The sequence below is a fragment of the Paenibacillus sp. FSL E2-0178 genome (genome assembly GCF_038593005.1).
Classification (GTDB): Bacteria; Bacillota; Bacilli; order Paenibacillales; family Paenibacillaceae; genus Paenibacillus_AQ; species Paenibacillus_AQ phytohabitans.
The window spans coordinates 7,715,740-7,740,920 of the sequence record NZ_CP151953.1 but is presented as its reverse complement, the minus strand read 5'-3'; the positions used below and the strand labels follow the sequence as shown (position 1 = coordinate 7,740,920).

Sequence of the window (25,181 nt, the reverse complement as noted above, 5' to 3'; positions counted from 1 at the left end):
TGCACGTTTAATCCCGTCCGGTCCGTATCTATTTATACCGGTCAGGTTAGAAAAAGTTGCGGCATTGCTACAAATTTGCACGATTAAATGAAATACTTCCTATGTATATTCAACCAGCCGTTAATTAAGGCATACTGTATGTAAATACAGAAAGAAATTCGCATCTTTACAAATTTCTATTACTGTTCAGATAGGCATATGGCTCCCTATACTTGGAAGAAATCTATAAACATACTTAACCCAGTATAGCATACATTCTAACAGGATGACATTAATAGACTTTTAGATTCAGCGGGAAGTCGAATATTGAAAGCGGTATTATTTAAGTTTGATAAAGGGGTTGACAGAATGTAACCGTATACATATAATAAAAGTACAGTATGGTTTCTCTCCACTCCTATCCAAACACTGCACGGTTCCAATACATTGTGAACTGTAACCGCTTATTATGTAAGCGGTCTTTTTTTTGTCCATTTTTACGAACAATTGGGTATTTTACAGGCTGATGGCTGCCCCTGTATTATTCTCCCTTAACCTAATCATCCGAAGCGCAGTCCGTGACGACACAGATAGGCTCCGCGAAATCTTCCGCTCTGCATCGTTGAACGTTGAGAGTTACCGCAACCTTCATAACCTGCCTGCAGTGAGGAGGACTGAGAATCCGTTATTTGGTAAATTCGGCGAAATTGCCGGTTAATCAGACTCAGAATCGCTTAATTGACCTGGAATGCCCTCTTTCAGGTTCCATAGAACAAGATAACGGAATCTCAGTCGTTTCAGGATAATTGGATCTGGGGAGAGGCGGCTGGCCTGACAGTTTGATAGCAAGTGGAAGCGGCTACGCCGTCCTTTAAAGGACGGTGTGTTTCAGCGAGAAATAGATGGACTAGTAAGCATGCGCAGCAAATAAATTCTTACATTAAGAAAATAGCCGGGGCATCATGCCCCGGCTCTTCGCTATACATATACCGTATAATCATTCTGCTGCAATACAACCTTGGCCCGCTCCATATCATGCTCCTGGCGGAACGACAGGCGCATGATCCCGGGAACATCCTCCCGGCTCTCAATAATCTGCACGTTGCTAAGGTTGATGCCCTGGTCGCCAAGCTCTGTAGTGATGCGTCCGATAATCCCGGGATGATCGGGAACATCAATATGAAGGTCGAACAACGGGACAATCATTCCCTTCCGGCGCTCTGGCAGCTGGCTGCGGAATTCATTCGCCTCATGGAAGGCCGACTCGATCCCTGCACCATCCCCCTGCTCCAGCAGATGAATGAATGAAGAAACCTCGTCATTCCAGTCTTTGAGCAGACGCAGCATAACCGAGCGGTTATTCAGCAGGATATCGCGCCAGATGATCGGATCACTTGAGGCAATCCGCGTAATATCCCGGAAGCCGCCGGCCGCAAGTGTGCTGTACAAAGAGTCTGAATCATGGTAAGCATGAATCTGATTGACCAGCGCCACCGCAATTATATGCGGCAGGTGGCTGATCGCTCCGACAATCTCATCATGGCGCTCCGGGTCAAGCCGGACAATATGCGCTCTGGTATGTAGAAGCAAGGATTCCAGTGCATGATAAGCTTCCTCCGGAACTCCGGGCGGAGGCGTCAGCACGTAATAGGCATTCTCGAACAGCAAGGAGGAGGCTGCCTCTACACCCGAGCGTTCCGAGCCGGCCATCGGATGGCCGCCGATGAAATGCACACCGGGAAGGTCAAGGGAAACTGCGCAGGCGGCTATGCTGGCCTTGGTGCTGCCGACGTCGGTGATAATACAGCCCGGCTTCAGCGGCAGGCGGCTTAGCTGCTGAAGATAATCCTCTATCATGCCAACAGGCACACACAGAAAAATATAATCGGCGCCAAGCGCCGCTTCTTCAAGCGATAGGGTAGCCTCGTCGACTACACCTCTGCTGACATATTTGATTGCTGATTCAGGACGGTGGGCATGCCCTACTACGGTCAGGCCCTCCTTGCCTTTGAAGCAAAGGGCCAGTGAGCCGCCGATCAGACCGACACCGAAAATTGCTATTTTTGTCGTCATGTTCTTAGAACTACCTGCCTTCTGTGATATCGTCAATCCTGCTTCTTCTGATATAGGTTATGCGCGTACTCCCTGTTCTTCAAGCGCCTTCTCCAAAGCAGCGATGAAGGCCGTATTCTGCTCGGCAGAGCCGACAGTAACCCGGATGTAGGTCGGGTAGCGGTGGTGGCCTGCTCTCACGATAATACCTTGCCGCAGCAGGGCATCGAAGACCTCAAAGGCCGGCTTGCGCACATCCACCATGATGAAATTGCCGTGTGCCGGGAAGGACTCAAGGCCTAGGCGCTGGAATTCAGCCTGCAGCTGGACAATACCCGCACTGTTAAGCGACCGGCACTGCTGGACATATTGCTGATCAGCCAATGCAGCCAGCGCCCCTACCTGGGCTAAGCGGGTGGTATTGAACGGTTCCCGCACTTTATTGATCAAGGAGATAATCTGCGGGCTGGCCACGCCGTAACCGATGCGGAGTGCTGCAAGACCGTAGATCTTGGAGAACGTGCGGAGTACAACGAGATTGGGGTAAGTATCCAGCAGCTTAATCCCGTCAGAGTAACTCAGATCGGTCACGTATTCGAAATATGCCTCATCCAGTATAACCATAACTCCGGCCGGTACTGCATCCAGGAAAGTAATCAGGGCATCCTCCGGCACAATGGTTCCGGTCGGATTGTTCGGATTGCAGATCCAGATTGCCTTGGTACGGTCCGTAATCTTCGCCAGCATGGCATCCAGATCATGGGTACCATTCTTCAAGGGCACTTCAATAGATACAGCACCCTCTATATCTGCGTTACTCTTATAGACGGAGAAGGTCTGGTCCGCCATTATGGTCTCGTCGCCGGGCAGGAAAAAAGCACGTGCGATCAGAGCAATAATCTCGTCAGACCCGCAGCCAAAAATAATGTTGTCACTTGCTACTCCCAGATGCTCTGCCAATGCTGCAGTCAGCTCGGCAGCGGAACCGTCCGGGTATAAATACAGATTATCCAGTTCCGCTACAATAGCGGCTTTTGCGCTTGGTGCTGCCCCGTAAGGGTTCTCGTTGGATGCCAGCTTAATAACATCACTTAAGCCCAGCTCCTTCTTGACTTCTTCGATCGGTTTCCCCGGCTTGTAGACAGGGAGGTCGACGATATTAGGTTTCGGGTTCATGGCCCATCCTCGCTCTCTAGAAGTAATTGGCTAGTATCAGGTCAGTATGCAGACCGTTATGGTCTTAATTGTGCCACAAATTCACGAATTTGCAACAGTCCTGCACTTCTTGTCTCCGGCTGGGCCAGCAGAGGAATGACATCCTCTACCTTGCGGACAATGGCACTGCCGACGACTACACCATCGCAAATCTTCGCAAACCGGGACACCTGTTCTCCAGTGGAAATCCCGAATCCTACAGCGATCGGCAGGTCTGTAGAGCGGCGGACGGACTGAATGAAGTCATCCACCCCGGTATGAAAGGTAGAACGTTCTCCGGTTACACCAAGCGAAGATACGCAGTAAACGAACCCGCTGGCGCCGGAAACAATCCGTGCAATCCGCTCACTGGAAGTCGGGGCTACCAGCGGAATCAGATTCACTCCGGCTGCACGGCTGCGCTCACGCATGTCCTCCGACTCTTCAACAGGCAGATCGGGAATAATCAGCCCGCTGATTTCATGGGCATCCAGCTCAGCGAAGAAGGTATCCAGTCCCATCTGCATCACCGGATTATAGTAGGTGAACAAGATGAAGGGCAACTGGCTGCCGGCCTGACGTGCCTTAAGGGCTGTCTCCATGCAGGTGCGGAGATGAATGTTGCTGCGCAGGGCTCTGGAGGAAGCCCGCTGAATGACCGGACCGTCGGCTAACGGGTCGGAATAGGGAACTCCGAGCTCCAGAATGTCCGCACCGGCCGCCTCCAGCTCAGCGATAATATCCAGCGTAGTCTCAAGATCGGGATCGCCTACGGTAAGAAAAGGAATCAGGGCTGCCCGGCCCTCTGCCCGCAGCTTTTTGAAGGTCAAATCCATCCGGTTTGTAGTTTCGGTAGTCATTATTTCCCCGCCCCTTCCGTATAGGCCATGATCGATTCCACGTCTTTGTCGCCGCGTCCGGACAGGCAGATGACTACAATATCATCCTTGGTCAGTGTCTTGCCGAGCTTCACCACATGGGCAATCGCATGGGCAGATTCGAGGGCAGGGATGATGCCTTCTGTCTGACAGAGCAGCTTCAGCGCATCCAGCGCCTCGTCATCCGTAACCGGCACATACTGTGCGCGGTGGATATCCTTGAGATAGGAGTGCTCGGGGCCGACACCTGGATAATCCAGTCCGGCCGATATGGAATGGGCTTCGGTCACCTGTCCGTGCTCATCCTGCAGCAGGTAGCTGAGCGATCCCTGGAAGACGCCATGACTCCCCTTACTCATGGTTGCTGCATGGAACGGAGTATCAATTCCCTTGCCGGCAGCTTCAACACCAATCATACCAACCTGCTCATCCTCCATAAAAGGATAGAACATGCCGATGGCATTACTGCCTCCGCCTACCGCGGCAACCAGCAGATCCGGCAAGCGTCCTTCCGCCTCCAGAATCTGGCGGCGGGTCTCATCCCCGATAATCCGCTGGAAATTACGGACCATCATCGGATAGGGATGCGGGCCTACGGCAGAGCCAAGGATATAGAAGGTATCCTCAACGTTGCTCACCCAGTAGCGCAATGCCTCATTACCGGCATCCTTCAGGGTTCTTGACCCGGAGGTTACGGGAATCACTTCTGCACCAAGCAGCTTCATGCGGAAGACGTTCAGTGCCTGGCGGCGGGTATCCTCTTCGCCCATGAATACCTTGCATTCCATACCGAGCAGGGCTGCAACTGTAGCGGTAGCCACGCCGTGCTGGCCGGCTCCTGTTTCGGCAATCACCTTGGTTTTACCCATCATTTTGGCCAGAATGCCTTGTCCGATAGCGTTGTTGATCTTGTGCGCACCTGTATGGTTCAGGTCTTCACGCTTCAGATAGATCTTCGCCTCACCCAGGTGTTTGCTAAGCCGCTCTGCATAATACAGCGGGGTCTCGCGTCCGGAATACTGCTTAAGCAGGTAATCTATTTCCTCCTGAAATGCCGGGTCTGCCGAGAATTTACGGTAGGCCTCCTCCAGCTCAATCAGTGCATTCATCAAGGTTTCAGGAACGAAGCGGCCTCCAAAAGAACCAAAACGACCGTTCTTGTCCGGTACTTGTATCATGATTGCTTCACCCTTTCCACGAAAGCTGTCATTTTTGCGATATCCTTAAGGCCGTTACTCTCCACTCCGCTGGATACATCCACGCCATATGGCGCGTAGCCGTCCAGCAGCTCATTCACGTTGTCCGGGTGCAGTCCTCCGGCTATAAATAAAGGCAGCGCTACTTCCGCCGCCGCCTGCTGATATAGCGGAATCTGTTCCCAGTCAAACGTACGTCCGGAGCCTCCGCTGCCCTGCGGATCATAGGTATCCAGGAGCAGCGCATCGATTGTACCTGCGTAGCTCTCCAGGAGAGCATGAATGCCGGTTCCGGCATCAGGGGCATGGCCCGCCACAGAAAGTGCCTTCCATACTTGAACCTGCGGAAAAGCCTGCTTGACCCCGCTGCAGAACAGCGGGCTCTCTTGCCCATGCAGTTGCACGACGTCCAGCGGTACTGTTCTGAGCAGCTCAGTCAGCTCCTTAAGCTGCGGATTGACGAAAACTCCCGCAGTGCGGGGTGCCGTCCCAGTCTTCCACTCCTTCAGCTCTGCAACAAGCTCGGCAGCAGCTTCAGCAGTCACTCTGCGGCGGCTCGGGGCAAATACGAATCCGATATAATCCAGTGGCAAACTCTTCATAGATTTTAGCACTTCAACGTCCTGAAGTCCACAGATTTTTACGAGTGTGTCAGCCATGCACAGCACGGTCCTTCCCTGCGGGAAGCGGTCCGAGCAGCTGATTCACTGCCTGCTCTACATCCGGCTGGCGCATCAGATATTCTCCTACCAGCACGCCGGTAGCCCGGGTCTTGCTTAAGAACGCGATGTCCTCCGGACCGGTAATGCCGCTCTCACTGATGACCGGCAGTCCCTCCGGAAGCCGTGCCGCAAGCTCGGCTGTGGCAGAAAGCGCGGTCTCAAAGGTCTTCAGATTCCGGTTATTGATGCCAAGCAGCACGCCGGGATGGACAGCCTTGCCGGTGGCCAGCACCATTTCCAGTTCGGCGCGGTCATGTACTTCAATCAGGATATCCAGGCCAAGCGCTGCAGCGGTATCGGTGAATGCGCTCAGCTGCTCAGATGTCAGAATAGCGGCAATGAGCAGAATAGCATCTGCTCCCAGCAGGCGCGCTTCGTAGATCTGCTTCTCATCAATGATGAAGTCTTTGCGCAGCAGAGGAAGCTCCACCGCTTCCCTTACCTGCTGCAGATACGATCCGCTGCCCTGAAAATATTCCCGGTCCGTAAGCACCGACAGGCAGTCCGCGCCTCCTGCCGCATAGCCTTTAGCAATCGCAACCGGATCAAAATTGGCACGGATCAGGCCTTTGGATGGCGAAGCCTTCTTCACCTCGGCGATCAGCCCCATGTCCCGGTTCCGCCGCCCGGTCAGCGCAGCGCGGAACCCTCTCGTTGCAGGCAGAGCAGCGATAGCCCGTTCAGCCTCTTCCAATGAAAATGTCTCATTTAACGCCTCTACCTCTTTCACTTTGGTGGCAACAATCCGGTCAAGATACATAATCAAGCTCCTTCGTCATGGCTTTTAACTGTTCCAGCTTGCGCAGTGCTGCTCCTGAATCCACTACCTCTCTTGCCCGGTCTACGCCTTCCCGCAGTGTATCTGCAAGACCGGCAACATAGATGCATGCCCCTGCATTCGCTAATACGATATCACGATATGGATTGATTTGTCCTTCCAGCACTGTAGTGATAATTGCCGCATTCTCGGCCGCATCACCTCCGAGCACATCCTCCAGCGGATGCTGGCTCAGCCCGAGCTCCTGCGGTGTAACCTCGTAGGTTGTGACCACACCATTTCTCAGCTCGGAGACCTGGGTCGGCGCCGAGATGCTGATTTCATCCAGACCGTCCAGACTGCTGACAATCATTGCCCGCTTGGAGCCCAGCTCGCCCAGTACTTTGGCCACAGTCTCCGTTTTGTTGCGGTCATAGATGCCCATGAGCTGCCGGTCAGCTCCTGCCGGATTCGTCAGCGGTCCAAGCATATTGAATACAGTACGCACACCCAGCTCACGGCGGGGAGCAGCAGCATGCTTCATTGACGGATGGTAGATTTGTGCGAACAGGAAGCAGATCCCTATGCTGTCCAGACATTGCCGGGCCTGCTCCGCATTCAGATGAATATTGACGCCGAGCGCCTCCAGTACATCGGCGCTGCCCGCTCTGCCGGAAGCCGAACGGTTGCCGTGCTTCGCAACTCTTACAGAGGCGGCTGAGGAGATGATTGCCGAGGCGGTGGAGATATTAAATTTATGGATACCGGAGCCTCCGGTGCCGCAGGTATCGAGCAGCTGGCTACGTTCGGTAAGTACCGGAGTCCCGAAACCGCGCATCGCTTCCGCGAACCCGGTGATTTCCTCTACCGTTTCACCCTTGATACGCAGCGCCGTGAGCAGTGCACCGATCTGCGCGTGTGTTGCCGCCCCCTCCATAATGGTCCCCATTACCTCCCGTGCCTGTGTGCGGGTAAGATCCTTTCCTTCGATTAATCCGGCAATTCCTGATTGTATTAACTGGCTTGCTTCCATATTGATTCCCTCCTAAGAGTTTTGTAGGCGGACTTCCTGAATCAGCTTCTTACAAACCGGCTCCGGAAGCATACGCCAAAAATAGTATGGAGCATTCTCTGCTCGTCTTAGCTCATCTCTGCTTATCCCCGGCTCACGGGGTGTATTCGTACATATAATCCTGGTTGATAACCTGCTTCTCCTTAACCTCGGCGGGGAACATGGCTTCGGCCATCCGGATCGCCTTCAGCATGCCCTTGGCCTTGTTGAGAGTCTCTTCATATTCCTTCTCCGGAACCGAGTCCCAGACAATTCCCGCTCCAGCCTGCACATAAGCCCGGCCTTTGCGGAAAATAATTGTGCGAATGGTTATACAGGAATCCATATTCCCGGAGAAGCCGAGATAACCGATGGCGCCGGCATAAGCGCCGCGTGCTTCCTTTTCCAGTTCGGCAATGACCTCCATCGCCCGCAGCTTCGGTGCCCCCGATACAGTCCCTGCCGGGAGGCAGGAGAGGAAGGCATCGAAGAAATCTTTATCGTCTGCCAGCGTCCCGGACACGTTCGAAACGATATGCATCACATGCGAGTATTTCTCGATCTCCATGAACGAGTCGCATTTCACCGTGCCGAACTTCGACACACGGCCCAGGTCATTACGGCCCAGATCCACGAGCATCAGATGCTCTGCGCGTTCCTTCTCATCCTCCAGCAGTTCAGCGGCGAGCTGGCGGTCCTGCGCCTCGGTCTCTCCGCGCGGCCGGGTTCCGGCAATCGGGCGGGTCTCAACCCGTCCGCTGCTATCCACCTTAACCAGCGCCTCCGGTGAAGTGCCTACGATGATCTCTTCGTCCATTTTCAGATAATACATATAAGGTGAAGGGTTCAGCGTCCGCAGCATCCGGTACACATGCAGTGGAGATACCTCGGTTTCTATGTGCAGCCGCTGGGACAGCACCACCTGGAAGATATCACCGGCGCGGATGTACTCTTTGGCCTGCTCCACGTTGCTGATGTATTGTTCCTTGGTCAGGTTGGAGTGAATCTCACCCAGCTCAATGTCCTGCGGGATGCTGCGGCGGTTGACATTCTCCTTCGGTCCTTCCTTTTGCAGCTCTTCAGCCATGTTCTCCAGGCGGCGGCTTAGTTCCTCGTAACCTGCGCGAATCTCGGAATCGGTATCGCCATCCTTGATGTGCAGATTGCCTACCAGCAGAATCTGCTGCTTCACATGATCGAAGACGATGATGCGGTCACAGAACATGAAGCGGATATCATCCATATTCAGATCATCTACGGCATGCGCGGACAGCTTCTCGTAATACTGCAGCAGATCATAACCGAAGAATCCGATAGCACCGCCCGTAAACGGCGGCATCCCGTCCAGCTTGGGACTGCGGTAGGAGCGGAGCAGCGCCTTAAGCTCCTCGACAGGTTTGCCAGGCAGCTGTTTTTTTTCACCGCCCACTTCAACGTGGATCAGGCCTTTTTTGCCTGAAATCATCAGGAACGGATCACTGCCGATAAATGAATAACGTGCCCATTGACTGCCGCCCTCTACACTCTCCAGCAGGAATGCACGATCCTGCTCGGCAAAACGCTGGAACAAGCGGATGGGTGTTTCCATATCAGCCAGCAGCCTCTTCACTACCGGGATCAGATTATACTTCCGCGACAGCGACACTACTTCTTCAATGCTCGGATTCGTCACTTGGCTAACCTCCTGGGATTCTATAGGTAATGTCCGAAATACAGAAAAACCTCTACCGGAGTAGAGGTTTGTGTTAGCAAGTATGTGAATAAGCGCCTGGGACCGGCAAAAACCAAATCGAGTACAGATCATCCCCTCAGAGGATACACTTATAGCGTATGGGCAGCTGCTGCACAAACTCTATACGGGTATACCAAAAAAAGAATGCTGATAATCAATGGTCTGCTCTTCAAAAAAAGTCCTGCACTCTGCTCAACTATACTCATCTAAACTAAACTATACTCTGCTTCACTCGGCTAACTACACTATACATGATGACGGCAGTTCATGACAACCCCGCATATGTAATTTATTACTTGCCCTGTGAGAGATCCGGACGAAGCCGCTGGGCTTCATTCAGATACACATGGCGGATGTCCCGCTGTGATTTATCCGTATTAACCTGAACCATCAGGCGGATGCACTGCGGCAGGCTGCCTTTGACCGGAATCTCTACCGAACACATCAGCGGCACCATTTCCCAGCCTTCAATCTCACGGATGGCGCGCGCCGGAAAAGTAGCATCCAGATCAGCAGTCATCGTGATCCACACACTGCAGATATCCTCGGCGATCACTTCGTTGCGCTCAACAATTTCCCTCAGCAGCACAACAGTCTCGCGTAAAATTTCGGTTTCCTCATTCTTCGTTACGGTTGTAGCACCGCGTATCCCCCGGTTCACCATGGGCTTTCCTCCTTCTTGAGCTGGGCGATAACCCCGCGCACATCACTTGCCTGCACATCGCCCACAATACTGACAGCACCGATGTCGTCCGGCACGATAAAGGTCATTCTGCCTTCCTTGAACTTCTTGTCATGCATCATGGCTTCCATCAGCTCATCCTCACCGTAGTCCGCCGGCAGTCTGACCGGCAGAGACAACGCGGTGAGCATAGATACCGTATCTTCATAGATCGCTCTGTCCCGGCCCAGTTTCGCGGCCAGCAGGGCTGAGCCGGCCATTCCAATAGCAATAGCCTCACCATGAAGAAATACGCCGTAGCCGCCTACTGCTTCAATAGCATGTCCAATGGTATGTCCCAGGTTCAGAATTGCACGCTGCCCCTGCTCCGTCTCATCATTGCAGACAACGTCAGCCTTGATCGCACAGCCGCGTTCCAGCGCGTAACCCAGAGCCTCCGGGTCCAGGGCAAGCAGCTCTCCGGCATGCTCACGGCACCAGTACGCGAACTCTTTGTCAAGGATCAGACCATGCTTCACAACCTCAGCCAGTCCCGAAGCAACCTGGCGTGGAGGAAGTGTAGCAAGGGTGTCCAGATCGTACAGCACCATGGACGGCTGGTAGAAGGCACCAAGCATATTCTTGGCCAGCGGATGGTTGACCGCAACCTTTCCGCCTACACTGCTGTCGTGGGCGAGAATCGTAGTAGGAATCTGCATGAATCCGATTCCCCGCATATAAGAGGCGGCAACGAATCCGGCCAGATCCCCAACTACTCCCCCGCCAAGCGCCAGCACTGCAGAGCTGCGGTCCAGCCCGCCCTGAATGGCTGTCGTAATGACCTCTTCATAGACGGCCAGAGATTTGGAAGCTTCACCAGCCTGAATTACATGGCTGACCACCGTATATCCGCTGCCGCGCAGGGAAGTCTCTACCTGATTCAGATAACGCGGAGCCACTTCACTGTCCGTGACAACCAGCAGCGGACTGCGCTGCGGGAAACCGGCTTCTATGCAGCGTTCACCAATATTCTGCAGCAGTCCGCTGCCGATATAAATAGGATAAGAGCGTTCGCCCAGAGCTACCGTAATGCTGCGCATCTTAATAGCTCTCCAGCTGCGCCAGGTAATTATTATAGTTGGCTTGGATCTCTTCCATTGAATCGCCGCCGAATTTATCCAGGAAAGCCTTGGCAATCTCCCAAGCCACCACATTCTCCAGGACAACACAGGCTGCCGGAACCGCACAGGCATCCGAACGCTCCACCTGGGCAGTGAATGGTTCTTTCGTATCGATATCCACACTTTGCAGCGGCTTGTACAGGGTCGGAATCGGCTTCATCACTCCACGGACCACCACCGGCATCCCGTTGGTCATACCGCCTTCAAATCCGCCCAGCCGGTTGCTCGCCCGGTAGTATCCCTGTGAGGCTTCATACATAATCTCGTCATGAACCTGAGAACCGCGCAGCTTGCCGGCCTCGAAGCCGATGCCGATCTCCACGCCTTTGAAGGCATTAATAGACATAACCGCTCCGGCAATGGCTCCGTCCAGCTTGCGGTCAGACTGCACATGACTGCCAAGGCCGACCGGCAGACCCTCGACAATACATTCCACAATCCCGCCGATGGAGTCGCCTTCCTCCTTGATCTTGTCTATGTAAGCCTCCATCTTCTGTTCCGTCTCTTTGTCTACGACTCTCACAGAGGACGCTTCTGTCTGCGCAATCAGTTCATCTACCGGGAGCTGGTTGGCAGGTGCTTCGATTTCACCGATGCGGATCACTTGTCCGGCAATCTTCACCCCGAATGCCGCCAGCAGCTGGCGGGCTACTGCGCCTACCGCAACCCGGGCAGCCGTTTCACGGGCGCTGGAGCGCTCCAGTACATTGCGCAGATCCGTAAGGTTATACTTCAAGCCGCCGTTCAGGTCGGCATGTCCGGGACGCGGACGGTTGACCCGGCGCTTCTCCTCATCACTGCCTGGAATCGGCTCGATATTCATGATGTTCTTCCAATGCGTCCAGTCCTTGTTCTCCACCACCAGGGCAACAGGAGCACCCGTTGTGGAACCATGGCGCACGCCGCCTACAATCTCGGCGGTATCCTTCTCAATCTGCATCCGGCGTCCGCGGCCGTAGCCCTTCTGTCTCCGGTGCAGCTGGAAATTAAGCTCTTCGAAATCAAGTGTCAAATTGCTGGGCAATCCCTCAATAATGGCTGTAAGCTGGGGGCCGTGCGTTTCCCCCGCTGTTAAATAGCGTAAACTCATGCTGCGTTCCCCCTTCACACTTTTAGACTGTAAACCGCTAAAATGTTAAATGTCTTTGCTTATTATAGTATAGGCCATCGGCTTTGACAAGAAAGCGATCACCTTCAAGAGCCACTCTATTCCTGAACAAGAACAGCGCCGCTCCTGCTCTTTCGAGCAGAAACGGCGCTGCTGTGCATCCCCGCCCTAAGAGCCTGTCTCCAGCTGCCGGTCACCCGGTGCGGGAGGCAGGCTGCCGGTTCTGCCCTCCTCCGCTGCAAGCAGGCTCTGCAGCTGCAGCTCCTCAATTCCGAGAACCTGTCCGCATTCGCGGACTGTGAGGAAGCCGCGTCGATACGCGGCTATAACCTTGCTTTTGTCCATCTAATATAACGACCTTTCACTTGGCATAAGGTTTCTACTCTTCAGTATCACTGAAAAGAAGTTAAAGTATACCTGTAGTGACAGGCCCTGCGGATAAGCAGCAGCTGCCTACTTCTTGCGGTAGAAGAAGGTTTCTGTAGATTCGAAGCCATACTGCGCAGGCGTGAAAATCTGTTCCGTGCTGCCCACGAACAGATAGCCGCCGGGACGCAGGCTGGCCGAGAATTTGTGATACAGCTTATTCTTGGCTTCTTCTGTGAAATAGATCATTACATTCCGGCAGATGATCAGGTCGAAGCCTTCATCAAACTTATCGAGCAGCAGATTCTGCTTGCGGAAATCGATACTCTTCTTCAGTCCTTCACTGACCTTGAACACGGGTCCCTCCGGAGTAAAATACCGGTCAGCCACATCTTTAGGGACATCTTTCAAGGAGCGCTCCAGATATAACCCCTGCTTCGCTTTGGCCAACGCCCCGTCATCAATATCTGTTGCCAGAATACCGGTCTGGGCCAGAATATTCTTGTCTGACAGGATCATCGCCAGTGTATATGGTTCTTCTCCGGTAGAGCAGGCGGCACTCCACAGCTTCAGTCTGCGGCCGGAACGCTGAAGATCAGGCAGAATAACATCCCTTAATACTTCCCAGCGGTTCGGATTACGCCAGAATTCGGAGACATTAATGGTCATCCGGTCGAGAAATTCATAGAATAAAGCCTTGTCCTTCATCATTGCGGCATAAAAATCACTAAAAGAATTGTAACCGTTCTTCATGCGGAGCGTCGTAAGACGCCGCTTCATCTGCGCTTCCTTATACTGGGCGAGATCAATTCCGGTGCTCTGTTTGACATTATGAATAAATCCGGTGTAATCCGGGTCTGGGGTTAATGCGGGTTCTTCACGTTCTGCCATAAATATTCTCCTGTCTTCCGCCGGACCTTACATCCAGACTGAGATGTCTTTGTTATACTGGGCCAGTTCAGACGGAGCAAAGAAATTGGCAATTTCACGTGCTGCGCTTTCCGGCGAGTCTGATCCGTGGATCAAATTAAGCGGGGTGTGGCTGGCATAGTCACCGCGGATCGTTCCCGGCAATGCCTCGCCCACTTTGGTTTTGCCGATCAGCAGACGCGACAACGTTACCACATCATCGCCTTCCCATACCATGGCAAACACAGGACCGGAGGTGATAAAGCCTACCAGTTCCGGGAAGAAATCTTTACCTTCATGCTCTGCGTAGTGCTTCTTGGCTTGTGCTTCTGTAATGGTAATCAGCTTCGCCGCAACCAGCTTGAATCCCTTATCCTCCAGGCGGGCGACAATACGCCCGATCAATCCGCGTTGTACACCGTCCGGTTTGATCATCAGATACGTTTGTTCCATAGAGTCACTCTCCATTTCCCTAATTCTTAATGAATGCTAGGTTTGTCTATACGGGATTGCATAATCAGGTTGTTCATTTTCTGATATTATCAGAAACCTCGGCATCTGTGAACGCTTAATCTGCGGAAGCTGCCAGATTAATAAGCGCGTCCTGTGACAAAAAAGGCGATGTCCCGAAGATTACGTTTGGTCCGGTTGCCCGGGAGCTGCTCCAGCGCCTCCAGCGCCTTGGCGATGTAACGGGAAGCCAGCTCCTCCGCACGGGCAATTCCGTCCCCGGAAAGGATCAGGTCAATGGCACGGCCAACCCCGCCATTCCCCGCGCGGATCAGTTCCAGCTCTTCCATCAGTCCTTCGCGCAGCCTTGAGTCCTGCAGGCTGTAAATCACCGGCAATGTAATGTTGCCCTGGCGCATATCGCTGCCCGGCGGCTTGCCGATTTGCTTCTCCGTTCCGGAAAGATCGAGCAGATCATCACGGATCTGAAACGCCATCCCCACGTTGTATCCGTAATTATAGAGCAGCCTTGCTGTCTCCGGCTCTGCTTCTGCAGCCAGGGCGCCGAGCTGACAGCTGACGGCTATCAGCAGTGCTGTCTTGCGGCGGATTCTCCGCAGGTAATGACGCACGCTCTGCCCGCTGTTGAAGAAATCACGGATCTGCTCCATCTCTCCGATCGACATCTCCACCATAGCTTTGGAGAGAATCTGATGAATCCGGGGATTCTTCAGCTCCGAAGTCATGACCAGTGCCTTGGCATAGATATAGTCACCGGTATACATGGCGATCTTATCGCCCCACTTCGCCTTGACGGTGGGCTCCCCCCGCCGGAGTTCAGCATCGTCGATGACATCATCGTGGACAAGGGAGGCGCTATGTATCAGCTCCAGCGGAATCGCTACACGCTTCAGCTTGTCGAGGTCATACTGTCCGAATTTGCCGCCCATGAGGACAAATACCGGACGAAGGCGCTTGCCACCCGCCTTAAGCAGATGCAGCGAGGTTTCTGTCAGCAGGTCATCATCACCCTGGACACTGCGGTACAGTTCCTTTTCAATCTGATCCATATCTTTGTTCAGCAAGCCGAATATTTGCATTCGCTTCATTCTTTCACCCGTGTCAGCAGATTGTGGCTCCAAAGCTCCATCTTCACTTCCTGCGGCAGCAGGCCCATTTCATAGGCATAGCGGAAATAGAGGTTCAGACCTTCCTGCTGCCTTTCCCCAAAGTCGTAACATAAATTACGGAAGTAATCGTTCCAATAGGATGCCGTACCTCCGATGGTGCAGCGGGCTTCATGTGTAATTGGCGCCAGCTCGCGCAGGCCGCGCCTTTTGCTGACCGCAAAGGCTTCCGCTATCTCGGCAATCGCTTCCGGATTACGCAAAGCAGCCCTGCGGTTAACTGCCCAGACGGCAAAAGTCATGCTGAGTCCGGTCCATTCCTTCCAGAGCTCGCCCAGATCCGTTACGTAATATCCCTGATCCTGCCAGGATGCCCGGATGGCATGATCCCCGATCAGCAGACAGGCATCTGCCTGATCCATCATTTCGTTCAGATCAGGAGGGACACTGATATATTCAGGGGTGGCACCTATAGCTTTGTCCATCAGAATTTTCAGCAGATTGACAGAAGTGGCCGATGTATTCGTTACGGCGATCCTGCCGCTGCCGATAGACTGCACCGGCATTCTTGAGAAGAGCAGGATCGATTTGACCGGCCCGTCAGCACTGACGGACAGATCCGGAAGCAGCAGAAGCCGGTCGCTGGCCGCTGCGTACGCGAAGGAGGATAATGCGCCTACATGTATGCTCCCGTCGGCCATGCCTTGATTGAGAATGGCGGGTACTTCACTCACCATCTCTGCCGGGAAGCTTAGAGAAGAAGGATGGAAATTATGAAATACCGGCCATGAATTGGTGTAACTGATTTTACCGATAACGGTGTGCTCTGGATGTGTCATCCTTCATTCCCCCCATCTGCGAAATAAAGTATGTTCAATATTAAAGCTGTCCAGCACTTTGCCTACCATGAAATTAATCAGATCATCGATTGTTGCGGGTCCAAAATAAAACGCCGGCATCGCCGGGATAAGCTTGACTCCCATCCGGGACAGCTTCAGCATATTCTCCAGGTGAATCGCGTGCAGCGGTGTCTCCCGGGGAACAAGCACCAAGGGGCGCCCTTCCTTCAGCATGACATCCGCAGCCCGCGTCATCAGATTATCAGAACTGCCCTGCGCTACAGCAGACAGTGTTCCCATCGAGCAAGGCATAATGATCATCCCTTCCGTCCGGAAGGAGCCGCTGGCAATTGAAGCACCAATATCTGCGATAGGGTGATACAGAAGAGAACCGGGATAGCTGCTGAACCGCCCGTCCAGAAACCCTTCCCGGTCTGAGGCCGTGAAGCCTAATTCTTCTTTGAAGACGCGCCAGCCAGCATTGCTAACCACCAGATGTACCGTGTAACCGAGCGAGAGCAGGGTTTCTGTAAGCCGGATGCCGTAGATCCCGCCGCTCGCGCCGGTAATGCCAACCACGAAATTTTTAGGCTTAAGCTCGGTCATTTGTAGAACTGCACCACCAGGTCAATCAGAGTAAAGGAAAAGACTACAATACTAAGCACCCCGTTCATTGTGAAAAACGCCGTCTGCAGTTTACTGAGGTCGCTCGGGGATACGATATAATGCTCATAAAATAAAATAATGTAGGCAATCAGCATACCTGCCACATACCACCAGCTCAAATCGGTAATAAAGAGCAGCGATACAAATCCGATTCCCGTAAGCAGATGAAACACCTTGGCAATAAGAAGCGCACGGGCAACTCCGAAGCGGACAGGAATAGAGTACAGTCCTTCCTTAATATCGAATTCCACATCCTGGCAGGAATAAATAATATCAAAACCCGCTGTCCAGAAGACGATAGTGAAATAGAATACCATGGAGGTCCAGTCTACAGTGCCCGTAACCGCAACCCAGCCTCCGAGCGGCGCAAGCGCGATCGTAAGACCGAGAATCAGGTGGCAAGCCCAGGTGAAGCGTTTCGTGAACGAATAGAACACCAGCAGGAAAACAGCAATCGGCAGCAGCTTCGCTGACAGCGGATTCAGTTTAAAAGCAGCCCAGAACAGCAAAAAGAACGAGAAGGCGATAAATAGCGATACTTCTCCAACCTTCAGCAGTCCTGCAGGAATCGCTCTCCCGGCTGTCCGGGGATTCTTCGCATCGCTGATCCGGTCGATCAGCCGGTTAAGTCCCATAGCCGCGCTGCGTGCACCGAACATGGCAATCACAACCCAGCCGATCTGGCTCCAGGAAGGCAGTTCACCAAACATTACAACCGATCCGAGCAAAGCGCCCATAAAAGCAAAGGGTAGAGCAAAAACCGTATGTTCAAATTTAATCATTTGTAGAAAGATGCCGATTTTCTTAAACATTGCTGTTCTCCTTGAGCCCAATATGTAATGCCGCGATGCCGCCGGTCAAGGGGAAGGATTCCACTTTTTGCAAGCCGGTTTCACGGAAGATCACTGCCAGCTGCTCTCTGTCCGGGAACAGGGCGAGTGACTCGGGAAGCCACTTATATTGCTCATACCGCTTGGCAAAAAGCTTGCCGAGCAACGGAAGCACACGCTGGAAATAGAAAAAATAAATTCCTTTGAACGGCTGCTTCATCGGCTTCGAAAGCTCCAGGCACACCACCATACCGCCCGGCTTCACCACACGCTTCATTTCGTTCAGCACTTGAACGGGATCAGGCACATTGCGGAGTCCGAAGCCAATCGTCGCATAATCGAAGGAATTATCACCGAAGGGCAAATCCATCGCATTGCCCTGAATCAGGGATATCCGGTCCTGGAGTCCGCGCCCCTCTACCTTGCGCTTGCCGACCTCCAGCATGCCTGCACTGAAATCCAGCCCCATGACACAGCCGGTCTCACTGGCCTCAGCCAGGGCGATGCTCCAGTCGCAGGTCCCGCAGCACAGATCCACTGCCGAATCCCCGCGCTTCATGTTCATCTTGCGCATTGTAAACTTGCGCCACGCTTTGTGGCGGCGGAAGCTTAAGATATCATTCATCAAATCGTATTTGCCGGCAATGCTCTCAAATACGGAATGTACGAATTGTTCTTTCGGCTTGATGCCTTGGTCACCCATAACGGAAGTTTTATCTACAGTCATCCTCTAACCCTCCACGGCAGCTTGTCCGGAAATTTTCATTTGCAGAAGAAGGCGGTCCAGCGCAGCACTCAGCTCACTGATCAGTTCCTCGTCCTTGATACCCTGCAGCAAGCCCTGAATGGACTCAAGCGATGCATGCAGCTTGTCTGTCAGCAGGGCATCACATTTGCTTCTTAGCTTAAGCTTCTTCCAGTCCCTGCTATCCAGCTCCTGCTGTCCCAGCAGCTGGCGCTCTTCTTCCGTCGCCGACTCCAGCACCTTCCAGTAGCAGTAGCCTTCCAGAGCACTTACTGGGTCTGCGCCGCGGCGCAGCTCCTGCGTTACGGTTTCGCACTGGCTGAACTCCACCAGCAGCTTCTCCCAGCTATCCCGGAGCGGCTCCTCAATCATCGGTGTAAAAGAAAGAAACAGCCTCATATTGAGCTGTACCGTGTGCTTCAAATATTGTTCGGCTGTGAAAAGCAGCCCTTTCATCTTGCCGTAAAGATTAGCCTTCATCACATTAAAATCAGCGATAGCCGTACTTAGAATACCCACCATCTCAATTTGTTCGTGTTTGGCGAGCAGGTGATAGAACCAGCTGCTGAAGTAATCGCCGGCCAGCACCTTAAGCTGGCGGGAACGCATCATATCACCGCCGGGCTCATCATGATAACGGTCGATGCTCTCATGTGTGTCCAGCCCGAGCTGCACAAGCCCGGTCACCAGAGTGAACAGCTCTCCACTCTGGAATCCGGCACTCCGGCCGTGACCCAGAAAAATATATAACAAATGACCCCGCCCGTCTGAGAACGGCGGCAATTCCGTATGCCGCTGAATCATGTCGTAGTCGGTGTAGGGTTTAGCCAGTTGCGGTATGCGGTACGGTTTCATTTCAGCCTCCGAAGCCATTGACGTTTGACTATATCTTTGTTCACAATCTTGTCTATTATATCACATGTTTTTTGGTCACGCACGGTCGTGCATTCTAGTTTCTTTTACCCACTTCAGGGATAAATGAACTGTTTTTTCCACAGCTCGCTTTCACTAATGCGGAAGCCGTTCTTCAGCGAATCGGGCAGCGGGGAATTGCCGGCATTCTGCAGCTCATCCTGCAGCCGGGGAGACCATTCCGTCCGGCGGATGTCACCAGCCAGCAGCAGGCGGCGGGTATCCAGCCATTTATCCTCGGCCACCACACGGAGCAGCAGCTGATCGGTATTGCCGGTCTCCTGAAAGGCAAACGCAATCGCCAGCGCCATGTTCTGATACAGCTCCTGCGGTTCATGGTCATTGCCGGTCACCTTAAGATCCAGAGTTAACACCTGGTCCTTCCAGCCCGCCTTGTCTATAACCAGGCTAAAGGGAATCTCCCCGAGCCTATCTACCAGATTGTCATCACCCAGAACGGTGCTGTCCCGGCTTATTGTCTCCACTGTACCATAGGCGCCCTGGGGGACTGCCCCGAGACTGGCGAGCTGAGGCAGCAGCATGGTAGATGCCGCGGTCAGCAGCAAGACAGTTCCAATCAGCCAGCTACGGTTCATGACAAGCCCCCTTACTCAGAATTTCCGCTGCGCAGCAGGATTATACTGAACCGCAGACAGCCCTATATCTAGTTATATTTTGAAAAAAAGCAGGCTATGCCTGCTTCTCAGCTTTCACTCTCTAATTGTCCGTGTTTGCTCCAGATTTCAGCTTTGCCACGGATTTTCATTGCTGAGGTATGATCTGTGAATTGGGCAATGAGGACTTCGCCTTTATCAAGCTTCTCCGTATGGTGAAAGCGGGTATCCAGGCCCCTTGTCAGTCCGATGACCTGAACTCCGTTCTCTTTGGCTTTGATTACGATATAATCGCTGCCTGATGGTGCAGGATTCACTTCATTGTGCTTCTCAGTCATTTGTGATCCTCCTTAAAGTATGGTAAGCCTAAGCTTCTAAAAAACAAATGCCGCCTTGGAGGGCGGCATAGTTGTTATTCAAAGACTATGGGATAGATATGTAGAAATCTCTATTTGATTCCGTCTTTCAGCGCTTTACCGGGTTTGAATGCCGGTACCTTGCTCGAAGGAATTTCGATTTCTTCACCAGTCTGCGGGTTACGGCCTTTACGTGCGGAACGTTCGCGCACTTCAAAGTTTCCGAATCCAACCAGCTGTACTTTATCTCCGCTTTGCAGTGCACCTGTGATAGCTTCGAAAACGGCATCTACCGCTTTAGTAGCATCTTTCTTGGGAAGTTCAGTTGCTTCTGTAACTACGTTGATCAAATCTGATTTGTTCATGTTTTCTCACCTCCCTGGGCAAATTTCCGGTATCATACACTGTTTCCGTTTCAACGCAAAATATACGTGATAATCCCGTTTATTACTGGATACTGGCGCCTCTCTTCAAGAAGCGCAACAAACTTATAGTAATACAGCCCACCCATAATTTCAAGGCGTTACTCAAAAAAGGAGCAGAAAGTAGCATGTTTCCACATGTTTTCGGGGTTTCGCGCAGTCTATTACTACCAATTATTCCGTAAAATCGGAGTCTTTCCTGGGAGATTCCCCCTTTTGCCCGCCGCTAAGCTAACCTCAAAATCTTAAATTCAGCAGCAAAAAAGAGCGGAAATTCTTCCGCTCTTATCGCTAGGCCTGCTTACATTTAGAGAATTATAGCAATCAGTCCGCCTGAACCTTCGTTAATAATCCGGCCCAGCGTTTCCTGCAGCTTATAGCGGGCATTATCCGGCATCATGGCAATCTTGCCCTGGATGCCCTCACGGACGATGGAATGCAGGGAACGGCCGAAGATATCCGATTCCCAGATCTTGATCGGGTCATTCTCAAAGTCCTGCATCAGGTAACGCACCAGCTCTTCACTCTGCTTCTCTGTGCCGATAATCGGCGAGAATTCAGATTCGACATCGACCCGGATCATATGGATCGAAGGTGCTGTAGCCTTCAGCCGGACCCCGAAGCGGGAGCCCTGGCGGATCAGCTCAGGCTCATCCAGAGCCATCTCGGCCAGGGATGGGGCTGCGATACCATAACCTGTAGTTTTAACCATCTCCAGTGCTTCCGAGAAGCGGTCATACTCACGTTTGGCATGGGAGAAGTCCTGCATCAGCTGGAGCAGATGGTCTTTGCCGCGGATTTCCACGCCGACCACCTCCATGAGAACCTGATCATACAGCTCTTCAGGAGCATATAGATCGATCTCCGCTACCCCCTGGCCCATGTTCATGCCGCTGAGGCCAGCCCTGTCAATGAAATCATATTCTGTAAACTGGGAGACGAGCCGGTCCACATCCCGCAGGCGGCGGATATCCTTCACTGTATCGCGGACAGAATTCTCATAGCTGCTGCGCAGCCAGTGATTCTCGCCCAGCACCATAACCCAGCTCGGCAGATTGACATTAACTTCATGTACCGGGAATTCATACAGCACTTCACGGAGTACCCCGGTCACATCATCTTCCGTCATATTGGCGGCGCTGAGTGTCATTACCGGAATATCATATTTGAGTGCAAGCTCGTTGCGCAGCTGCTGTGCTTCCTCACTGCGCGGCCGGGTGGAGTTGATTACAAGCACAAACGGCTTGCCAACCTCCTTTAGCTCAGCAATGACGCGCTCTTCGGAATCCACATACGAGTTCCGGGGAATTTCAGCAATCGTACCGTCGGTTGTCACTACCACACCGAGTGTGGAATGCTCCTGAATCACTTTGCGTGTGCCGATCTCAGCCGCTTCCTGGAACGGAATCGGTTCCTCAAACCACGGTGTTGAGATCATACGCGGACCATTCTCATCCTCGTAGCCTTTGGCACCTTCTACCGCATAACCTACACAATCGACCAGCCGGACATTGACTTCCAGACCTTCCGCCACCTTGATCTGCACCGCGTTATTCGGTACAAATTTGGGCTCAGTGGTCATAATTGTTTTGCCCGCCGCACTTTGCGGCAGTTCATCCACCGCTCTTACCCGGTCCGCTTCACTTGTGATGTTCGGAAGAACAATCGTTTCCATGAACCGTTTGATGAATGTCGATTTCCCCGTGCGAACCGCGCCGACGACGCCGAGATAAATGTCTCCGCCGGTACGCTCGGCAATGTCCTTGAAAATATCCACTTTTTCCAAAAGAGATCCCCTCCTCATATTACTCCGAAGAAAAAATGCCTGAAGAGCATCGACTTCGCGTTCCGCCGGCAAACTGACCCTTGCAGGACAACCACCGGACTAAGCTTTGCCCGCCCGAAGCCTAGCTACTGCCTGAGGCGGAACATGTTGCCCCGCGCTAAACTCCGAATGCTCGGACATGCATTTGGACTAGTATCATCATATGTATCCAGAACGGATTTATGACCCTCGTCCGTGCATTTTGCAGCTGAAATTTTGTATGCCCGCTCTAGCACGCCAATGCGTCACGACGCCCGGAAGTCTTCTCATCAATCCTATGAAGCCGGGTTTTCGCCTAGAACCACTATATGGTTTGACTCAGGTATTTTGTTTTGAGTGCACGCTCTAACTGTATTTTGTGCAACTAAAGCGGTCGATTAGCATGCTGCTAGAGCTTTTATTGTATTTTCTACATCTAAAAATCCCCATAACACGAAAAGAGGGCTTTCCGCTAATTTTTAGTTGTACAGAATACAGTTAATCTGAAAAATCCGTTTTTTCACCGTCTTTTAACTGCACGAAATACAACTAAACGCCGTGCACTCCAAACTATTTACGCCTTGATCCACCAGGTTGCCGCTGCGGACTGCCAAAATAATCAGTAAATCCGTGGACAGCTGCCGGGGGAGCGAATCTAACAGCGGTGCTTACACTGAATAAATTCTGTAAAAATATAAAAAAGCACCGGAATTATTATCCGGTGCTGATCTAAAGCTTCTATTCCAGCGGAGCCTGCGGAACCGGCTGGCCGTCAACCCACAAATAAGGCAATGACTTAACGGGTACGTAATACGACGCCTGTTCCAGCTCCAGACGCAAGTCACGGTCCGCCTCAGGCGCCCCGCCATTCTTATCTATAGCTGAGCTGATATCCGCACCGTAATCGGCAAATACCGTACCGTCCTTGTCCATAAGGAACTGCAGAGGCTGGCCGGAATATACGCTGTTCAGCCCGATTGACCCAGTACCTGCCTTCTTCGCATCAATCGTGGAGATACCCGGATACACTTCTTCTTCCGCCGGCAGTTCTCCACCATGTGCGGACTTGTAGAGGTTAACCTTGCGCTGGACATCGTTAACCTTCTGCACGGTCACCAGGTCCATCAGCTTCACTTGAGGATCACTTTCTTCGTCCAGAATCAGAAAATACGCGCTGCCGCCCTTCTCAAAAGCCGCTGCCGGTATTTCATCCAGGTACCCTGCCTGCTGCAGCTTATTCAGATCGACCACGAATTTCTCATATCTTGGCGTTGCTTCATCGCTGGTCTTGATCGGAAGCAGGCCTTCCTGCTCCTGATAGTCATCTACCGCTGCCTGCACCCGCTTCACACTCTCGCGGTACCCGTTGCCGGGCTGCCGCTGCTCAGAATCCCCGGGATACATGCAGCCGCCAAGCGACCATAGCAGCAGGGCAACCCAAGGCAGCAGGGCTGCTCTTCTCAGCGATCGCCGGCGTTTCACCTGATAAATGGAGTTGATAAATACGCCCCCTTTCTCTGGTTATCTGCTAAGCCTTCCCAGTCACCATAAGTCCTCTGCTTCTCCACGGCGCGCAGCTTCCAGTCTGCGGCGTACGGCCGCCTTAAGCGGGTCCTCGGGAATGTGCACGCTCACATCCTCCCAGACAGCGGCCTGGCAGGCCAGACGGACGCCTTGATCCAGCAGGCTGCCCAGCTTGCGTCTCTCGGCCTCTGAAGGAGGTCTCAGCGCTGCTGACTCTCCGGGATCTACTGACACTTTGCACATCAGGCATCCGGCTTTACCGCCGCAGCGGGTGGGCAGAACGATTCCGGCTCTGTGTACAGCCTCAAGCAGCGATACTCCATGCGGCACGGAGACACGCCGGGTGTCGGGCAGGAAAGTGACATTTATTTTTTTATGAGGTGCCATGAAGTTGTTTCCTTCCTTGGTTCATCTTAAATCTCTATGGATGTGGATATCTCCAGCAATGCCTCCAGCTTCGCCTGCAGGTGATCTTCCAGATGGTTCTCTTGAATTAACTGATACAGCAGCGGCAGATGGGCGGCCATATCCTGTTTGATCAGCCCCGCAATTGCCTGGCAGCGCCCGTCCCTGCCCCGCAGCAGATTAAATATCAGCTCATGAACCACCGGCATCAGACGCACAGGGCCAATCCCTTCGTAATTGCGTACCGGGGCATACTGCTGCAGCATGCCGGCATCCACTGAATATTGCCATTCGCCGCTGCCCATTCTGAACCCGCCCACCAGTTCAACCTTGGCCTCCCCCATGAAATAGAGAGCGCGCAGTGAATAACAGCTTCCGCTGAAATCCTCTTCCGGCGGACTGACTGCATACCGGAGAAGGGATTGATGAAGCTGCCAGGTATCCTTCAGGTCGCAATAGACATCAATATCACGCGGCGGGACAGCCAGTTGGGCCCCGTGCAGCAGCAGCCCGCAGCTCCCTCCCAGAAGCCATACAGGGGGTTTGCCCAGCCCGTAGAATTCTAAATCTTCTACTATGCTGCCCAGCGCTGTCTCAAGTGCATAGGGGATTCCTGAACCGGTCATAGATCAACACACGCTCCATTCCTGTAAAATCATCAATCGATTCTGTCAGAAATACGTCTGTCTGAGTGTATTGTA

The 25,181-nt window shown here is 52.9% G+C and carries 27 protein-coding genes; all 27 read right to left on the bottom strand.

Features of this window, described 5'->3' with window-relative positions:
- Nucleotides 1-957: 957 nt before the first annotated feature.
- The 27 genes from MHI42_RS33310 to MHI42_RS33180 all read right to left on the bottom strand — a co-directional run bounded on the left by MHI42_RS33310 (nt 958) and on the right by MHI42_RS33180 (nt 25,106).
- On the bottom strand, nt 958-2,052 hold the full coding sequence (locus tag MHI42_RS33310; RefSeq protein ID WP_039301851.1) for a prephenate dehydrogenase: 1,095 nt from the start codon (nt 2,050-2,052) through the stop codon (nt 958-960).
- Between the two features lie 57 nt (nt 2,053-2,109).
- Nucleotides 2,110-3,207: a histidinol-phosphate transaminase gene (gene hisC / locus MHI42_RS33305; protein ID WP_341066810.1), complete on the bottom strand. Its 1,098-nt coding sequence runs from the start codon at nt 3,205-3,207 to the stop codon at nt 2,110-2,112.
- Nucleotides 3,208-3,263: 56 nt separating this feature from the next.
- A complete protein-coding gene (trpA, locus tag MHI42_RS33300) occupies nt 3,264-4,085 on the bottom strand; it encodes a tryptophan synthase subunit alpha (protein ID WP_039301845.1) in 822 nt (273 codons plus the stop codon).
- The gene (gene trpB / locus MHI42_RS33295; protein ID WP_039301842.1) at nt 4,085-5,281 is read right to left on the bottom strand and encodes a tryptophan synthase subunit beta; all 1,197 of its coding nucleotides are present in this window, start codon (nt 5,279-5,281) and stop codon (nt 4,085-4,087) included. The genes trpA and trpB overlap by 1 nt, the downstream gene beginning before the upstream one ends.
- Complete coding sequence (locus MHI42_RS33290; RefSeq protein ID WP_342421951.1) at nt 5,278-5,958, bottom strand: phosphoribosylanthranilate isomerase; 681 nt, start codon at nt 5,956-5,958, stop codon at nt 5,278-5,280. The genes trpB and MHI42_RS33290 overlap by 4 nt, the downstream gene beginning before the upstream one ends.
- Nucleotides 5,951-6,781: an indole-3-glycerol phosphate synthase TrpC gene (gene trpC, locus MHI42_RS33285; RefSeq protein ID WP_342421950.1), complete on the bottom strand. Its 831-nt coding sequence runs from the start codon at nt 6,779-6,781 to the stop codon at nt 5,951-5,953. The genes MHI42_RS33290 and trpC overlap by 8 nt, the downstream gene beginning before the upstream one ends.
- Nucleotides 6,771-7,811, bottom strand: coding sequence for an anthranilate phosphoribosyltransferase (trpD, locus tag MHI42_RS33280; protein WP_039301835.1), 1,041 nt, complete (start codon nt 7,809-7,811; stop codon nt 6,771-6,773). The genes trpC and trpD overlap by 11 nt, the downstream gene beginning before the upstream one ends.
- Before the next feature lie 133 nt (nt 7,812-7,944).
- A complete protein-coding gene (trpE, locus tag MHI42_RS33275) occupies nt 7,945-9,501 on the bottom strand; it encodes an anthranilate synthase component I (protein ID WP_342421949.1) in 1,557 nt (518 codons plus the stop codon).
- A 352-nt stretch (nt 9,502-9,853) separates the two neighbouring features.
- On the bottom strand, nt 9,854-10,225 hold the full coding sequence (gene aroH, locus MHI42_RS33270; RefSeq protein WP_042215520.1) for a chorismate mutase: 372 nt from the start codon (nt 10,223-10,225) through the stop codon (nt 9,854-9,856).
- Complete coding sequence (aroB, locus tag MHI42_RS33265) at nt 10,219-11,322, bottom strand: 3-dehydroquinate synthase (RefSeq protein ID WP_342421948.1); 1,104 nt, start codon at nt 11,320-11,322, stop codon at nt 10,219-10,221. Before aroB ends, aroH begins: the two co-directional genes overlap by 7 nt.
- Nucleotide 11,323: 1 nt before the next feature.
- A complete protein-coding gene (gene aroC, locus MHI42_RS33260) occupies nt 11,324-12,493 on the bottom strand; it encodes a chorismate synthase (RefSeq protein ID WP_342421947.1) in 1,170 nt (389 codons plus the stop codon).
- Nucleotides 12,494-12,679: 186 nt separating this feature from the next.
- Complete coding sequence (locus MHI42_RS33255; protein WP_171716680.1) at nt 12,680-12,856, bottom strand: hypothetical protein; 177 nt, start codon at nt 12,854-12,856, stop codon at nt 12,680-12,682.
- A gap of 108 nt (nt 12,857-12,964) precedes the next feature.
- Entirely contained in the window at nt 12,965-13,768 is an 804-nt protein-coding gene (locus MHI42_RS33250) for a protein-glutamate O-methyltransferase CheR (protein WP_039301821.1), read from the bottom strand.
- Nucleotides 13,769-13,795: 27 nt separating this feature from the next.
- Nucleotides 13,796-14,239 (bottom strand): nucleoside-diphosphate kinase, encoded by a 444-nt coding sequence (gene ndk, locus MHI42_RS33245; RefSeq protein WP_039301819.1) that lies wholly within the window; start codon nt 14,237-14,239, stop codon nt 13,796-13,798.
- A 137-nt stretch (nt 14,240-14,376) separates the two neighbouring features.
- On the bottom strand, nt 14,377-15,345 hold the full coding sequence (locus MHI42_RS33240) for a polyprenyl synthetase family protein (RefSeq protein WP_171716682.1): 969 nt from the start codon (nt 15,343-15,345) through the stop codon (nt 14,377-14,379).
- Nucleotides 15,342-16,202, bottom strand: coding sequence for a menaquinone biosynthesis protein (locus tag MHI42_RS33235; protein WP_042138623.1), 861 nt, complete (start codon nt 16,200-16,202; stop codon nt 15,342-15,344). The genes MHI42_RS33240 and MHI42_RS33235 overlap by 4 nt, the downstream gene beginning before the upstream one ends.
- A 3-nt stretch (nt 16,203-16,205) precedes the next feature.
- Nucleotides 16,206-16,808: a flavin prenyltransferase UbiX gene (locus MHI42_RS33230; protein ID WP_076243346.1), complete on the bottom strand. Its 603-nt coding sequence runs from the start codon at nt 16,806-16,808 to the stop codon at nt 16,206-16,208.
- Entirely contained in the window at nt 16,805-17,680 is an 876-nt protein-coding gene (locus MHI42_RS33225; protein WP_342421946.1) for a UbiA-like polyprenyltransferase, read from the bottom strand. The genes MHI42_RS33230 and MHI42_RS33225 overlap by 4 nt, the downstream gene beginning before the upstream one ends.
- Nucleotides 17,673-18,425 carry a demethylmenaquinone methyltransferase gene (locus MHI42_RS33220; RefSeq protein ID WP_144026033.1) on the bottom strand — a complete coding sequence of 251 codons (753 nt, stop codon included), beginning with the start codon at nt 18,423-18,425 and terminating at the stop codon, nt 17,673-17,675. Before MHI42_RS33220 ends, MHI42_RS33225 begins: the two co-directional genes overlap by 8 nt.
- 3 nt (nt 18,426-18,428) lie before the next feature.
- On the bottom strand, nt 18,429-19,298 hold the full coding sequence (locus tag MHI42_RS33215; protein ID WP_171716684.1) for a heptaprenyl diphosphate synthase component 1: 870 nt from the start codon (nt 19,296-19,298) through the stop codon (nt 18,429-18,431).
- Nucleotides 19,299-19,411: 113 nt separating this feature from the next.
- Complete coding sequence (locus MHI42_RS33210; RefSeq protein WP_342421945.1) at nt 19,412-19,951, bottom strand: hypothetical protein; 540 nt, start codon at nt 19,949-19,951, stop codon at nt 19,412-19,414.
- Nucleotides 19,952-20,058: 107 nt separating this feature from the next.
- Entirely contained in the window at nt 20,059-20,307 is a 249-nt protein-coding gene (gene mtrB, locus MHI42_RS33205) for a trp RNA-binding attenuation protein MtrB (RefSeq protein WP_042138627.1), read from the bottom strand.
- Between the two features lie 110 nt (nt 20,308-20,417).
- Nucleotides 20,418-20,690, bottom strand: a complete 273-nt coding sequence (locus tag MHI42_RS33200; RefSeq protein WP_019909963.1) for an HU family DNA-binding protein — start codon at nt 20,688-20,690, stop codon at nt 20,418-20,420.
- 364 nt (nt 20,691-21,054) lie between these two features.
- A complete protein-coding gene (gene spoIVA, locus MHI42_RS33195) occupies nt 21,055-22,533 on the bottom strand; it encodes a stage IV sporulation protein A (protein ID WP_039301803.1) in 1,479 nt (492 codons plus the stop codon).
- 756 nt (nt 22,534-23,289) lie between these two features.
- A complete protein-coding gene (locus MHI42_RS33190; RefSeq protein ID WP_342421944.1) occupies nt 23,290-24,033 on the bottom strand; it encodes a hypothetical protein in 744 nt (247 codons plus the stop codon).
- A 60-nt stretch (nt 24,034-24,093) separates the two neighbouring features.
- On the bottom strand, nt 24,094-24,462 hold the full coding sequence (locus MHI42_RS33185; RefSeq protein ID WP_342421943.1) for a 2Fe-2S iron-sulfur cluster-binding protein: 369 nt from the start codon (nt 24,460-24,462) through the stop codon (nt 24,094-24,096).
- A gap of 26 nt (nt 24,463-24,488) precedes the next feature.
- On the bottom strand, nt 24,489-25,106 hold the full coding sequence (locus MHI42_RS33180) for a hypothetical protein (protein WP_342421942.1): 618 nt from the start codon (nt 25,104-25,106) through the stop codon (nt 24,489-24,491).
- Nucleotides 25,107-25,181 lie beyond the last annotated feature (75 nt).